The following is a 12,977-nucleotide window of genomic DNA, read 5'->3' as shown; positions in this document are numbered from 1 at the left end:
GCCCTGTTTCTCGCGGTGGCCGCCCCGACGACCGCGTCAGCTGCCGGCAGCAGTGAGCCACCCTGCGTCGGCGCGATCTGCTGGTAAGAGCGCCGGGCGGCGTCCCGTAGACTGCTCGTGTGGCTCGTGGCGATGGTCGGCTCACTCATGATCTTGACCCGCAGGATCTCGGCCCGCAGGACGCTTGTGGCGTCTTCGGGGTCTGGGCGCCAGGGGAAGAGGTCGCCAAACTCACCTATTTCGGGCTCTACGCTCTGCAGCACCGGGGGCAGGAGTCGGCTGGCATAGCGGTCAGCAACGGCAGTCAGATCCTGGTCTACAAGGACATGGGGCTGGTCAGCCAGGCGTTCGACGAGGCGACTCTGGCCTCGCTGCGCGGGCATATCGCGATCGGCCACTGCCGGTACTCGACCACCGGGTCGAGTGTGTGGGCCAACGCACAGCCGACGTTCCGGTCCACCGCGACCGGGTCGATCGCACTCGGTCACAACGGCAACCTGACCAACACCGGTGAGCTCGCCGCCAGCCTCAACGGCGGCGGCGACCTCGATCTCGGTCTGGACGTCGAGGTCGAGCACGCGAAGGCGAACGCCAAGCACGGCGCGTCCTCCGACACCGACATCCTCACCTCGATGCTGGCCGGCTACCCGGACCTGACCATCGAGCAGGCCGCGGCGAAGGTGCTGCCGAAGGTCAAGGGCGCCTACAGCCTGATCTTCATGGACGAGAACACCCTGTACGCCGCCCGCGACCCGCAGGGCATCCGCCCGCTGGTGCTCGGCCGGCTCGAGCGCGGCTGGGTGATCGCCAGCGAGACCGCCGCCCTCGACATCGTCGGCGCCTCGTTCATCCGTGAGATCGAGCCCGGTGAGATGGTCGCGGTCGACGCCGAAGGGCTGCGCTCGACCAGGTTCGCCGAGGCCGACCCGAAGGGCTGCCTGTTCGAGTTCGTCTACCTGGCCCGTCCGGACACCCAGATCTCCGGTCAGCGGATCCACTCCACCCGGGTCGAGATCGGCCGCCGGCTGGCCCGTGAGCACCCGGTCGAAGCCGACCTCGTCATCGCCACGCCGGAGTCCGGCGTACCCGGCGCGATCGGGTACGCCGAGGAGTCCGGCATCCCGTACGGCTCAGGCCTGGTCAAGAACGCGTACGTCGGCCGCACCTTCATCCAGCCGAGCCAGACCATCCGTCAGCTCGGCATCCGGCTGAAGCTGAACCCGCTGCGCGAGGTGATCGAGGGCAAGCGGCTGGTTGTGGTCGACGACACGATCGTCCGCGGCAACACCCAGCGTGCGGTGATCCGGATGCTCCGCGAGGCCGGCGCGAAGGAGATCCACGTACGGATCACCGCGCCGCCGGTGAAGTGGCCGTGCTTCTACGGCATCGACTTCGCCAGCCGCGCCGAGCTGATCGCGAACGGCCTGAACACCGAGGAGATCTGCCGCTCGCTCGGCGCCGACTCGCTCGGCTACATCAGCCTGGACACCCTGGTCGAGGCCACCACGGTGCCGAAGGAGCGGCTCTGCCGCGCGTGCTTCGACGGTGTCTATCCGATCGAGCTGCCGGATCCGGAGCACCTCGGCAAGCACCTGCTGGAGCTGCCGGTGGCCACCGACGTCGACGGCCTGGCGACGGTCTCCGGCGGCGCCGGTGCCGCCGACGCCCTCAGCCGCCCGTAGTACGCCGTACTGAGGAGAGAACGTGAGCGAAGGCGCCAGCTACGCCGCTGCCGGGGTCGACATCGAGGCCGGTGACCGGGCCGTCGAGCTGATGAAGGAGTGGGTGGCGAAGGCGACCCGGCCAGAGGTCATCGGCGGGCTCGGCGGGTTCGCGGGGTTGTTCGACGCGACCGCGCTGACGTCGTACCGGCGGCCGCTGCTGGCGACCTCGACCGACGGGATCGGGACGAAGGTCGCGATCGCGCAGAAGCTGGACAAGCACGACACGATCGGGTTCGACCTGGTCGGGATGGTCGTCGACGACCTGGTCGTGTGCGGTGCCGAGCCGCTGTTCATGACCGACTACATCTGCACCGGCAAGGTGGTTCCGGAGACGATCGCGCAGATCGTGAAGGGCATCGCCGAAGCCTGCGTGGAAGCCGGTACGGCGCTGGTCGGCGGCGAGACGGCCGAGCACCCGGGCCTGCTGGAGCCGGACGAGTACGACGTCGCCGGCGCTTCGACGGGTGTCGTCGAGGCCGACGAGGTGCTCGGGGCGGAGCGGGTGCGCGCGGGTGACGTGGTCGTGGCGATGGGATCGTCGGGGCTGCACTCGAACGGGTACTCGCTGGTGCGGCACGTGTTCTTCCAGCGGGCCGGCTGGTCACTGGACCGGGAGGTCCCGGAGCTGGGCGGCACGCTGGGTGAGGTGCTGCTGACGCCGACGCGGGTGTACGCCAAGCACTGCCTGGAGCTGATCCAGGAGCTGAACGGCGACGACGAGAAGCCGCTGCATGCGATGTCGCACATTACCGGCGGCGGGTTCGCGGCGAACCTGGCCCGGGTGATCCCGGCCGAGCTGTCGGTCCGCATCGACCGCGCGACGTGGACGCCGGCGCCGATCTTCGGCCTGGTCGGTCAGCTGGGCGAGGTGGCACTGCCCGAGCTCGAGAAGACGCTCAACATGGGCGCCGGCATGGTCGCCGTACTGGATCCGGCTGCGGCCGACCAGGCGATCGCTGCCCTGGTGGCCCGCGACATCCCCGCGTGGGTGTGCGGCGAGGTCACCTCGACGCCCGGCGGCACGGTCACCCTCGAAGGCTCCTACGCCAAGTAAGCACCGGCGGAGCCGCCGACCCAACGGAAGGCGGCACCGCAGCCGGTGTTTCAGGCAGCACCTGACACGCACGGTGGTGCTGGTGTGGTGTAGCTCGTCGGACGCGCGGCTAGCTGCTCAGACACCGCAAGGGTGCTTGAGCAGGTCAGCCGAGCTGATGTTGCTTACCGACGGGGGTGGTAGTCGTCGGCGTCGTAATCGTCGCCGTCGTTGTCGCCGTTCGCAGAACGGTCGCCACCCTGGTCCCCGGACAGCTCTCGCTTGAGCTGGTCCAAGTCGGTGTCCCAGGTGCGGTACTTCAGGTCGCGAGCGACCTTCGTCTGCTTGGCCTTTGCACGGCCGCGCCCCATAGCGTCGACCCCCTCGCACAAGTCAACCGGGTACGCAGCGTGGCGCCCACGGATCAGTCGTCAGTAATCGTGGTTCTAGGATACCCGGAGCGGCGGACCGACACACGCAGCGCCCCCGGACTGGACGGCAGGTAGGGCGAACCGGTCCCCTCAAACCGGCCCGTCCCACCGTGCTGAACCCCCGTTATTTGACCTCGCGACGTGAGCTAGCCCACAGTCCGGCGATGGTCGGGAGAACGATCCAGACCCCGAGCGCGGTCAGTGTCTCCGGCACCATCCCGTGCAGGTCGCGCTCGGCGATCCGGCCGAAGGCGCCCCAGACGTCCAGCCAGTTGGCGTTGTCCTTGAACAGCGCCGGCCCGGCCAGCGACCACGCGGTCGGAGCGATGAAGAACACCAGGATCGCGACCGCGGTTTGCGGGATCACCGCGCCGAAGGCCGCACCCATCACCACGTTCAGCATGATCGTCAGGTACGCCCCGGCCAGCTGACCGCCCATTCCGGCGTACGACGTCGTGTGGTCGGTGACGGCACCGGCGAGAGCCGTCCCGGCGACCGCGAGCAGGATGACTACGGTCATCGCCACTACTGCCAGCACGATCGCGGACAGGAACTTGGCCAGCTGAACCCGGACCCGGCGCGGCGACAGCGTAAAGGTGGTCAGCGCGGTCCGCTGAGTCCATTCGCTGGTCATCGCCATCACGCCGATCACGGGCAGCAACAGCATCACCCCGCTGGAAGCAGCGCCGAGGAAACCATCGAAACCGGCGGCCCCCGGTGGCAAGTGGGTCAGCTGCCAACCGATCGCGACCAGGGCGAGCAACAGGATCGCGGCGAGCAGGACCCGGCCGCTGCGGGTGTTGACGGACTTGCGCAGCTCGATCGCGACAAGCTTGAGGAAGGACTGCCCGCGCGCGGGCGGCAGAGCGGTCGCCACCTCGGCCCGGTGCTTTGCCGGGGCCGAGGGTGCTACATCGGTGACGGTGGTCATATCTCTGAGCTCCAGAAAGTAGATGTGGTCAGGCGGCTTCGGCGACCGGGGCGCTGGTGAGCTGGAAGAACAGCTCCTCCAAGCCGGCTCCGTCGCTCTGGCGGAGTTCGATCAGGATCTGGCCCGCGGCTGCGGCGGCCCGGCCTACCTGCTCGGCGGTGGCGTCGACCCGCAGCGCGCCGTCCTGCAACGGCTCGAGCCGCAGGCCCGCGGCGGTCAGTGCCTGGTTCAGTCCGATCGGGTCGAGGCCCCGGACGAGCGTGCCGCTGCCCGCGAGCAGCTCCTCCAGCGCGCCGTTGGCGACGATCCGGCCGCCGCCGATGACGACCAGCCGGTCCACAGTCGCCTGCACCTCGCCGAGCAGGTGACTCGACAGGATCACCGTGCCGCCGCGGGCCGCGAAGTCCTGCAGCAGCCCACGCATCCACCGGATGCCCTCCGGGTCCATCCCGTTGGCCGGCTCGTCCAGGATCAGTACGGCGGGATCACCCAGCAGTGCGCTCGCGATCCCCAGCCGCTGCCGCATGCCGAGCGAGTACTGCCCGACGCGGCGCTTCGCCGCGGAGGTCAGCCCGACCGCCTCGAGCATCTCGTCGACGCGACCCTTCGGTACGCCGAGCAGGCTCGCGTTGAGCAGCAGCGTCTCCCGCCCGGTCCGCCCTGGGTGCTGCGCGGCGGCGTCGAGCATGACCCCGACGACCCGGCCGGGGTTGGGCAGGTCGGCGTACCGCTTGCCGGTGATGGTCGCGGTGCCCGACGTGGGCGGGGTGAGCCCGGTCAGCATCCGCAGCGTGGTGGACTTGCCGGCGCCGTTCGGGCCGAGGAAGCCCGTGATGCTGCCCGGCTGCACGGTGAAGGAGACGTCCTGTACGGCGGTGGTGCCGCCGTACCGCTTGGTCAGATTCTCGACGGTGATCATGACGTCGAGTCAACCGTCCGGCACCCCTTCCGCACATCGGACGAGCGGCTGGAGCAACCCCCTACCAAAGTCGTCGGGGATCACCCCCGAATGGGGGACGTTAGTCAGTACAGTCCGCAACTACGCTGACTGAATGCGACGGTTGCGCCGGTGGTACGCCTGGTGGGTCAGGCATGCCCCGCGACTGCGCGACGTCATGTTCGTCGGCTTCAGCCTGCTCACGATCGTCGCCCAGGCCGCGTCGGGCGGGAGCGGCTGGGGCTCGCACGACTGGTTCGTGTTCGCCGCCGGCACCGTCGCCTCGCTGGCCTTGTTCTGGCGGCGGCGGTTCCCGTCGATCGTCACCGTGATCGCGATCGCGGCCATGCTGACGGCCGCCATCTTCGTGCCGATGGGCCTGGCCCTGCTCACCCTGTCGATCCGCCGCCGGGACCTCGTCCTCGCCGTCCTGGGCGTCGCCGCGTACGCCGCTTTCGTCGTGAACGGCTGGTACGGCGGGGGAGAGCTCTGGGTCTCGCTGTTCACCGGACCATTCCTGGTCGGGACCTGGATCGCGATCGGCGCGTACGTCGGCGCCCGCCGGGACCTGATGGTCACGCTACGGGACCGTGCGGAGCGGGCCGAGGCCGAACGCGAGCTGCGCGGCGAGCAGGCCCGACTGGGCGAGCGAGCCCGGATCGCGCAGGAAATGCATGACGTCCTGGCCCACAAGGTGTCGCTCATCGCCTTGCACGCAGGCGGTCTGGAGGTGAACCCGGCGGTCGGCCCGGAGAAGGTGGAGGGCTCGGCCCGGCTGATCCGCGAGACCGCCCGTCAGGCGATGGAGGACCTGCGCGAGGTTCTCGGCGTACTGCGTACTGACGTCAGCGAAGCCGGCGCCGACCTGGCCCCGGTGCCGCAGGCCGCGGACCTGGACCGGTTGGTCGAGGCGTCCCGTGATGCCGGGGTCAGCGTGAGTGGCCGGTTCGCGCTCCCGGACGACGTACCGGTGTCAATAGGGCGGACGGTGTATCGCGTCGTACAGGAGTCGCTGACCAATGTGCACAAGCATGCGCGTGGCGCCTCGACCGAGGTTTTCGTGCGGGGTATGCGCGGTGAAGGCGTGACGGCGAGGGTGACGAACGTACGCCCGGTGGCTGCTGGTTCACTGCTCCCGGGAGCCGGTGCCGGACTGGTCGGGTTGCGTGAGCGGGTTCAGCTGGCCGGCGGACGGCTGATGACGGGACCGACGCCCGAAGGCGGATGGCAGGTGGAGGCCTGGCTGCCGTGGCCGGACGGGCGCGAGCCAGCAGAGCCAGTAGGAGAGGTGCGATGACACGGTTGCTGATCGTGGACGACGAGGCGCTGGTCCGCGCCGGGCTGAAGATGATCCTCGAGTCGGACGACGACCTCGAGGTGGTCGCCGAGGCCGAGGACGGTGCCGACGCCGCGTCGATGGTCCGGGAGCACCGGCCGGACGTCGTACTGATGGACATCCGGATGCCACGGCTGGACGGGCTGGCCGCGACGCGTGAGTTGCAGGCGTTGCCGGAGCCGCCGAAGGTCGTCGTACTGACCACGTTCGATCTGGACGACTACGTGTTCAGGGCGCTGCAGGCTGGTGCCAGCGGCTTCCTGCTGAAGGACACTCCGCCGCGGGAGCTGGTGCAGGCGGTCAAGGTGGTCGCGGCCGGTGACGCGATGCTGTCGCCGGCGGTGACGCGGCGATTGATCGGGCATTTCGCGGCGGATTCGCGGACGGATCGGCAGCGGCAGGCGCGGGAGCGGCTGGTCAAGCTCACCGACCGGGAGCGCGAGGTGCTGACGGCGGTCGGGCGCGGGCTGTCGAACGCGGAGATCGGCCGGGAGCTCTTCATGAGCGAGGCGACCGTGAAGGCGCATGTCTCCCGGGTGCTGGTGAAACTCGACGCCACCAACCGGGTTCAGGTCGCGATCCTGGCGCACGACGCCGGATTGCTCGATAACTAAAAAGAAACCGGCCGCGGGCCGTCGGAGGGGTGGGGGACGACGGACCGCGACCGGTTTCGGATGTCAGCTGTTCCTGGGGGAGAGAACGCGCTGACGGGATGGATCCAGGCTCAGACGCGGCCGAAGGCCACGCTCTTGGTCCAGATCTTCGCCTTGGCGACCGGGCGGCCCGGCCGCGATGCGTGCCACAGCGTGTTGCCACCGGCGTAGATGCCGACGTGGTACACGCCGCCGCCACCGCTCTTGAAGAACACGAGGTCACCCGGCTTGGCGGCCTTGCGGCTGATGTGCTTGACCGCCTTGTACTGCTGGCGCGACGTACGCGGCAGCTTCTTGCCGGCCTTCTTGTAGACGTAGCCGGTGTAGCCGGAGCAGTCGAAGCCGCGCGTGGTCGTGCCGCCGTAGCGGTACGGCGTGCCCTTCAGCTTGGCGGCCTCGCGCAGCACCCGAGCCCGGAAGGTCGAGTTCGAAGCTGTCGAGGCGACCCTCGGGCCCCAGAGGTGGTGGTGCTGGGCGCTCCAGATCAAGCGGCTCCAGGTCTCGCGGGTCGTCGTACCGGTGACCTTGAGACCCCACGAGCGCTGGTACGCCTTCACTCGCGCCGTGGTGATCTTCCCGTAGAAACCGGTCCGGGGGGTGACGTGCAGGACCTTCTGGACGTACCTGACGGTCGGACCGCGGTCGCCGTACCGCAGCAGCGGCCGGCTCGCGATGCTCTGGGAACCCCGCGCCGCGGTGGCGGAGGTCGTGGCCGCCGAGGCGGTGGCCGGCGGAGCGCTGACGGTGATGGCGGCTCCACCGCCGACTGCGAGGCCGACCGAGAGGACGGTGGCCGCGGCCTTGGGGGCCTTGGACTTGGTGGGCTTGCGGTGCTTCGCGAGCGTACGGCCGGTAGGCCTGATACAGAGCTCGCTGGTCTGGCTGACGGCGCGCAGCAGCGACAGCCGTCGGGCAGTGACGGGCATGGTTGTCTCCCCACGCCTGCGGAGTTAGCTGTCGGGTTCGGGCTGAGAGTCAATAGCCCGGTCCGCTCCCGCGGACTTCACCCCAGGGTTCCGACCACTCACGGTCGAGACCCAACCTCCTGGGTCCCCCACCCCTGCCATTGGTTTGTTCGAGGGGAGCGCAGGTGCCTGGCAGGGCTCGGCGTTGACACCTGTGCGGTTCGTCGTATTTACCGAACCGCCGACGACTGTATAACAGAATGATCACAACGCAAACCCTCTGATCCACAGGAAGGGCTTTTAAAGGCCCTCAATGACTCTCTGACGGGTCAGCGATCCATGGTGAACACCTGGTGTCCTGAGCGTGTCTGAGCGGCGCTCAGGCGGCAAATGAGCGCTCTCATGTGACCCCGGTCACATTTGAAGATTGCTATCTGTGACAACGAGCACAGTACGTGTTCAGGATGTGTTCAGGGCCTGGATTTCAGCAGCTCGAGGAACCGGTCCAGGCCGACATTCCCGCCCGACAGTACGACGCCGACACGCTCCGGCAGAGCCTCGATTCGCCCGGCCAGCAAGGCCGCCAACGCACTCGCTCCGCTCGGTTCGAGCACGATCTTGAGCCGCTCGAACGCAAATGCCATTGCGGCCAGAATTTCCTCGTCACCGACCAGTGCGAAACTTTCCACCAATCGCCGATTCACCGCGAAGGTCAGCTCACCGGGCGTCGAGATCGCCTGACCGTCGGCGATCGTCCGCGGTATGTCGATCTCCACCCGCTCGCCCTGCGCCAGCGACCGGGCATGGTCGTCGCCCGCCGCCGGCTCGACCCCGATCATCCGGATCCCCGGCGACAACGCGGTCGCCGCGGTCGCACAGCCGGCCATCAGCCCGCCACCGCCGACCGGGACGAGCAGCGCGCCGAGCGGACCGACCTCCTCGATCAGCTCCAACGCGACCGTCCCCTGCCCGGCCATCACGTCATAGTGGTCGTACGGCGGAATGAGCGTGAGCCCGCGTTCGGTCGACAACTCCTTCGCCAGCGCCGCCCGGTCCTGCGTGTACCGGTCGTACGTGACGACCTCGGCGCCGTACCCACGGGTGGCGGCGAGCTTCGTCGGCGGTGCGTCCGCCGGCATCAGGATGACCGCGTTCGTCCCGGCGATCCGGGCCGCCAGCGCGACGGCCTGCGCGTGATTGCCGGACGAGTACGCCGAAACGCCGTACCGGAGCTGCTCGGGCGAGAGCCGGCTGATCGCGTTGTACGCGCCGCGGAACTTGAACGCGCCGATCCGCTGCAGGTTCTCTGCCTTGAGGAAGACACGCGCCCCGACCCGCTCGTCCAGCGTCCGCGAGGTCAGGACCGGCGTACGGTGGGCAACTCCGGCGATCCGGTCCGCTGCTGCCTTGACGTGCTCGACGGTCAAGTCGGTCATGCGGCGACGCTATCCGATGTCAAGATGGGCCGGTCGGCGCCGTACTGATGGTTGAGAGGCTCCCGGCCGGGGGCCGCGGGTGGAGGAGACACCGTGAAGTACCTACTGATCCTGAACATCAACCCCGACGTGCTGGCCGCGCTGACCGAGGCGGAGCAGCAGGCGATCTTCGCTGGGCACGAGAAGTTCATGGCAGCCACGAAGGAGTCGGGCGAGTTCCACAGCACCGTCGCCCTGGCCGAGCCGGCGAAGTCCGCGGTGGTCAAGGTCCGCAACGGCGTACCAGCGGTGACGGACGGGCCATTCGTGGAGTCGAAGGAGTTCCTCGGCGGCTACTACCTGGTCGACGTCGCCTCGGCCGAACGCGCGTACGAGCTGGCCGCGCTGATCCCGGACGCGGGGATCGAGGGCCTCGGGGTCGAGGTCCGGGCGGTGGAGTTCTCCGAAGGTCTCTGAGAAACAAGAAACCACCCTCGCTGCGCTCGGGGTGGGGGTGCAAGGGGGTCTCTGGTAGCAGAGACCCCCTTGTTTATGGGGTCTTCAGGCCGTCTGGTCGTCGACGTTCGCCTCGGCGGCGTTGCGCTTGATCGACTCGATCCCGTTCAGGGCGCCGGCCTTGGACTCGTAGCTCTCGCTGCTGGTCGCGATCACCTCGCCGTTCCCCGCCTTGAGCCGGAACCGGAATCCGCCCGACTTGTCCTCGTACAGCTCGAACTTCCCCGCCATCGCCCTACCTCCAGCTGATTGGTAATCACTCCATTTCGGAGCGTAGTCCTTTCAGCCGGCCGGCACCTCCCGCACCACGCCGGGTGGGCCGGACCAGCCCGGCCACGGTCCGGGCGCTGTCCCGTCGGCGTCGGGGCGCTGCTCCTCGACTGTCTTGTAGGGCTTCAGGCCGCGGGCCTGGTAGTTGGCCAGCGCGTTCGGCCCGTCGAGGGTGTTGGTGTTCACCCAGACGCGAGTCACCGGGTCGACGCTGTCGTGCCGCTCGTGCAAGGTCCAGGCGTTGCGGAGCCCGACGGTCAGCAGGTGGCCGCCGATACCGCGGCCGAAGAACCCTTTGAGCAGGCCGAAGTTCTCGATCTCGACCTCACTGCCGACTCCCCGGATAGCGACGTACCCGGCCGGAACACCGCCGACCCACGGCACGTAGGTCTCGAAGCCGGGGCGGCTCAGCCAGTCGACCCACTGGTCCCAGTTCCAGCCGAGTTTGCCGATCCAGTGCCAGTGCCCGCCGACGCCGGTGTAGAGGTACCGCGCGAACTCCGGCGAGACCTCCTCGACCAGCCGGATCTCCACCGGGTTCTCTCGTGCCGGTATCAGTTCGTCGGGGCTCAGTTGCTGCAAGTACGTGAGGACGCTCAGGGCCACTACTGCTTCTCCTCCCTTAGTACGCCGCGGATGCCGGCGACTGTCATTTCGATGCCCAGGGCGTAGTAGCGGTCTCTGGACGTCGGGCAGATCAGCGTGTCCGCGGCCGCCGTGATCAGCGGGTATCGCCGCGGTGACAGGGCTGCCAACGACGCGCGCTTCATCCGCAATGAATCCTCACGCGCCACCGGGTCACTCACCTCGCGAGCCATCGGATCGGTCGTCACCAGGCTGATCAGGGAGGAGATCGACTGCCTGCCGACCTCTGCGGCGTCGTCGACCGAGAATCCGCCTTCGGTCAGCAGCTCCATAATCCGCTCGGCCATTGCCAGCCCAGGCTCCGACACCAGGATCCGCAACAGCGTCAGGTCGGCGACCCGCGGGTGCTCGCGCAATGCGGTCACGAACGCGGTCAGGACGTTTTGCAGCTGCACGTCCCACCGCTCGTCGGTCGGCTCCGGCAGTACGACGTCCGCCAGCAACCGGTCGCCAAGTGCGGCGAGCAGGTCGTCCTTGTCCTTGAAGTGCCGGTACAGCGCCATCGCTGTGACACCGTGCTGGGCTGCCAGGCGCCGGAAGCTGATGGCTGCCGGTCCCTCGTCGTCCGCGATGCCCAGCGCGCTGTCGACGACCTTGTCCGGATCGAGGCGGCGGGTGGTCTCCTTGGTGATCACGTTGACAAGTTTACACCGTAGACCTAGTGTCTACAGGGTACGCATACAGCGTATACATACGGCGTAAACTTCTTCCCTGTGAGGTAGGCAATGCGACGCAGTCCCTGGGCCACCCTGGCGGTGCTGGCCCTCGCGCAATTCATCGTGGTGCTCGACGTGACGATCGTGAACGTCGCGCTGCCGCACATCCAGGCGGACCTGAACTTCTCCGCCGACTCGCTGCAGTGGGTGATCAACGCCTACACGCTGCTCTTCGGCGGCTTCCTGCTGCTCGGCGGCCGGATGGCCGACCTGCTCGGCCCGCGCCGGGTGTTCGTCGCCGGGCTGCTGCTGTTCGGTATCACCTCGCTGGTGGCGGGGTTGTCGCGGTCGCCTGAGTTCCTGATCGGTGCGCGCGCCGCACAAGGGCTTGGTGGGGCGCTGCTGTCGCCGGCCGCGCTGGCGCTTCTTACGATGACGTTCGCGCATGGTCGCGAGCGGAACATCGCGATGGGCGTGTGGGGCGGACTGGCCGGTCTTGGCGGCACGCTCGGTGTGGTCGCCGGCGGCTTACTGGTCGACTCGCTCAGCTGGAAGTGGATCTTCTTCGTCAACGTGCCGATCGTGATCGCGCTGGTTGCGGTGATTCCCGTCTTTGTCCGCGATGTGCGGCACCATGACGGCGCGCGTCGTACATTCGACACTCTCGGCGCGGTGCTCGGTACGGCCGGGTTGATGGCGGTCGTGTACGGCGTAGTGCGGTCGGAGCCACGCGGATGGGGATCGTTCGAAGTCCTTGCCTCGCTGGTGGGCGGCGTCGCGTTGCTGGTGGCGTTTGTGCTGGTGGAGGCGCGGTCGAAGGCACCGCTGGTGCCGCTGCGGTTGTTCCGGTCGCGGGCGTTGAGTGTGTCGGGTGGAGCGCTTGCTCTGAACGGTGCTGCGTTCCTGTCGATGTTCTTCCTGACTGCTATCTACTTGCAGCAGGTGCGTGGGGACAGTGCGCTCGAGGCGGGTGTGCACTTCCTGCCGATGGGTGGTGCCGCGATTGTGGGCGCCGTACTCGCGTCGCAGTTGGTACAGCGCGTCGGCACTCGTACGGTGCAGTTGGCCGGCACGGTGCTCAGTGTGATCGGGCTGCTGCTTCTGTCGCAGGCTGATGCTGTGGGCAGCTACGCGACGGAGATCCTGCCTGGGTTGTTGATCTTCGGCTTCGGCATCCTCGGCGTCGGCGTTCCCGGCCAGATCACCGCGGTCTCCGAGGTCCAGCACCACGAGGCCGGCGCCGCGTCCGGCGTGGTCAATGCCATGTACCAGGTCGGTGGCGCACTCGGCCTGGCCATCGTCACCACTCTGTCGATCACCCACGTCACCAACGAACTAACCCACGGCGCCACTCAGCAAGCAGCGCTGGTCTCTGGCTTCGAGCGAGGCCTCCTGGTCGCATCCGCCTTCGCCGTGGCGAACCTCCTGTTGACCCTCGCCTCTCCCCAACTCCAGCCCACCTCAGAACAACTCACCGAAGCCACCGCCGCGGCCTGACTCTTGCCTAAAGCAACGGTCATGACCT

The 12,977-nt window shown here is 68.3% G+C and carries 14 protein-coding genes and 1 riboswitch; of the genes, 6 read left to right on the top strand and 8 right to left on the bottom strand.

Annotated elements, in window-relative coordinates; translation table 11 throughout:
• The first annotated feature begins 119 nt into the window (after positions 1-119).
• A complete protein-coding gene (purF, locus tag EV646_RS15730) occupies positions 120-1,682 on the top strand; it encodes an amidophosphoribosyltransferase (protein WP_132149110.1) in 1,563 nt (520 codons plus the stop codon).
• Between the two features lie 22 nt (positions 1,683-1,704).
• On the top strand, positions 1,705-2,778 hold the full coding sequence (gene purM, locus EV646_RS15725) for a phosphoribosylformylglycinamidine cyclo-ligase (RefSeq protein ID WP_132149108.1): 1,074 nt from the start codon (positions 1,705-1,707) through the stop codon (positions 2,776-2,778).
• 164 nt (positions 2,779-2,942) lie between these two features.
• Here the strand turns inward: purM and EV646_RS15720 are convergent, their stop codons facing one another.
• From EV646_RS15720 to EV646_RS15710, 3 genes are all read right to left on the bottom strand, one after another.
• Positions 2,943-3,128: a DUF3073 domain-containing protein gene (locus EV646_RS15720; protein ID WP_132149106.1), complete on the bottom strand. Its 186-nt coding sequence runs from the start codon at positions 3,126-3,128 to the stop codon at positions 2,943-2,945.
• Positions 3,129-3,312: 184 nt separating this feature from the next.
• The gene (locus EV646_RS15715; protein WP_241996001.1) at positions 3,313-4,119 is read right to left on the bottom strand and encodes an ABC transporter permease; all 807 of its coding nucleotides are present in this window, start codon (positions 4,117-4,119) and stop codon (positions 3,313-3,315) included.
• A gap of 28 nt (positions 4,120-4,147) precedes the next feature.
• Positions 4,148-5,038, bottom strand: a complete 891-nt coding sequence (locus EV646_RS15710) for an ABC transporter ATP-binding protein (protein WP_132149102.1) — start codon at positions 5,036-5,038, stop codon at positions 4,148-4,150.
• Between the two features lie 133 nt (positions 5,039-5,171).
• On the opposite strand from EV646_RS15710, the gene EV646_RS15705 reads away from it, so the two are divergent.
• Together EV646_RS15705 and EV646_RS15700 are read left to right on the top strand one after the other, a co-directional pair.
• Positions 5,172-6,353, top strand: coding sequence for a sensor histidine kinase (locus EV646_RS15705; RefSeq protein ID WP_132149100.1), 1,182 nt, complete (start codon positions 5,172-5,174; stop codon positions 6,351-6,353).
• On the top strand, positions 6,350-7,006 hold the full coding sequence (locus EV646_RS15700) for a response regulator (RefSeq protein WP_132149098.1): 657 nt from the start codon (positions 6,350-6,352) through the stop codon (positions 7,004-7,006). The genes EV646_RS15705 and EV646_RS15700 overlap by 4 nt, the downstream gene beginning before the upstream one ends.
• 110 nt (positions 7,007-7,116) lie before the next feature.
• On the opposite strand, the gene EV646_RS15695 is transcribed toward EV646_RS15700, so the two are convergent.
• Positions 7,117-7,971 (bottom strand): C40 family peptidase, encoded by an 855-nt coding sequence (locus EV646_RS15695; protein WP_132149096.1) that lies wholly within the window; start codon positions 7,969-7,971, stop codon positions 7,117-7,119.
• Positions 7,971-8,142: riboswitch (cyclic di-AMP (ydaO/yuaA leader) on the bottom strand. Its footprint overlaps the gene before it by 1 nt.
• Before the next feature lie 278 nt (positions 8,143-8,420).
• On the bottom strand, positions 8,421-9,386 hold the full coding sequence (locus tag EV646_RS15690) for a threo-3-hydroxy-L-aspartate ammonia-lyase (RefSeq protein ID WP_132149094.1): 966 nt from the start codon (positions 9,384-9,386) through the stop codon (positions 8,421-8,423).
• 93 nt (positions 9,387-9,479) lie between these two features.
• Here EV646_RS15690 and EV646_RS15685 point away from each other — a divergent pair, with 93 nt between their 5' ends.
• Positions 9,480-9,842 (top strand): YciI family protein, encoded by a 363-nt coding sequence (locus tag EV646_RS15685; protein ID WP_132149092.1) that lies wholly within the window; start codon positions 9,480-9,482, stop codon positions 9,840-9,842.
• 84 nt (positions 9,843-9,926) lie between these two features.
• Here the strand turns inward: EV646_RS15685 and EV646_RS15680 are convergent, their stop codons facing one another.
• Genes EV646_RS15680 through EV646_RS15670 form a run of 3 tightly spaced genes read right to left on the bottom strand, consistent with a single transcriptional unit; the run spans position 9,927 to position 11,431 of the window.
• Positions 9,927-10,112 (bottom strand): YegP family protein, encoded by a 186-nt coding sequence (locus EV646_RS15680; RefSeq protein ID WP_132149090.1) that lies wholly within the window; start codon positions 10,110-10,112, stop codon positions 9,927-9,929.
• A 51-nt stretch (positions 10,113-10,163) separates the two neighbouring features.
• Positions 10,164-10,757 (bottom strand): N-acetyltransferase, encoded by a 594-nt coding sequence (locus EV646_RS15675; RefSeq protein WP_199236996.1) that lies wholly within the window; start codon positions 10,755-10,757, stop codon positions 10,164-10,166.
• Positions 10,757-11,431, bottom strand: a complete 675-nt coding sequence (locus EV646_RS15670; protein WP_132149088.1) for a TetR/AcrR family transcriptional regulator — start codon at positions 11,429-11,431, stop codon at positions 10,757-10,759. The genes EV646_RS15675 and EV646_RS15670 overlap by 1 nt, the downstream gene beginning before the upstream one ends.
• A gap of 90 nt (positions 11,432-11,521) precedes the next feature.
• Here EV646_RS15670 and EV646_RS15665 point away from each other — a divergent pair, with 90 nt between their 5' ends.
• Positions 11,522-12,949 carry a DHA2 family efflux MFS transporter permease subunit gene (locus EV646_RS15665; protein WP_132149086.1) on the top strand — a complete coding sequence of 476 codons (1,428 nt, stop codon included), beginning with the start codon at positions 11,522-11,524 and terminating at the stop codon, positions 12,947-12,949.
• Positions 12,950-12,977 lie beyond the last annotated feature (28 nt).

The organism is Kribbella antiqua (genome assembly GCF_004345665.1).
GTDB lineage: Bacteria > Actinomycetota > Actinomycetes > Propionibacteriales > Kribbellaceae > Kribbella > Kribbella antiqua.
This window is presented reverse-complemented; position numbering and strand designations above follow the sequence as displayed.

What these genes read in the sequence shown, in the direction of transcription:
- EV646_RS15720 (WP_132149106.1), bottom strand. Translation starts at nt 3,128, where the DNA reads ATGGGGCGCGGCCGTGCAAAGGCCAAGCAGACGAAGGTCGCTCGCGAC.
- EV646_RS15715 (WP_241996001.1), bottom strand. Translation starts at nt 4,119, where the DNA reads ATGACCACCGTCACCGATGTAGCACCCTCGGCCCCGGCAAAGCACCGG.
- EV646_RS15710 (WP_132149102.1), bottom strand. Translation starts at nt 5,038, where the DNA reads ATGATCACCGTCGAGAATCTGACCAAGCGGTACGGCGGCACCACCGCC.
- EV646_RS15705 (WP_132149100.1), top strand. Translation starts at nt 5,172, where the DNA reads ATGCGACGGTTGCGCCGGTGGTACGCCTGGTGGGTCAGGCATGCCCCG.
- EV646_RS15700 (WP_132149098.1), top strand. Translation starts at nt 6,350, where the DNA reads ATGACACGGTTGCTGATCGTGGACGACGAGGCGCTGGTCCGCGCCGGG.
- EV646_RS15695 (WP_132149096.1), bottom strand. Translation starts at nt 7,971, where the DNA reads ATGCCCGTCACTGCCCGACGGCTGTCGCTGCTGCGCGCCGTCAGCCAG.
- EV646_RS15690 (WP_132149094.1), bottom strand. Translation starts at nt 9,386, where the DNA reads ATGACCGACTTGACCGTCGAGCACGTCAAGGCAGCAGCGGACCGGATC.
- EV646_RS15680 (WP_132149090.1), bottom strand. Translation starts at nt 10,112, where the DNA reads ATGGCGGGGAAGTTCGAGCTGTACGAGGACAAGTCGGGCGGATTCCGG.
- EV646_RS15665 (WP_132149086.1), top strand. Translation starts at nt 11,522, where the DNA reads ATGCGACGCAGTCCCTGGGCCACCCTGGCGGTGCTGGCCCTCGCGCAA.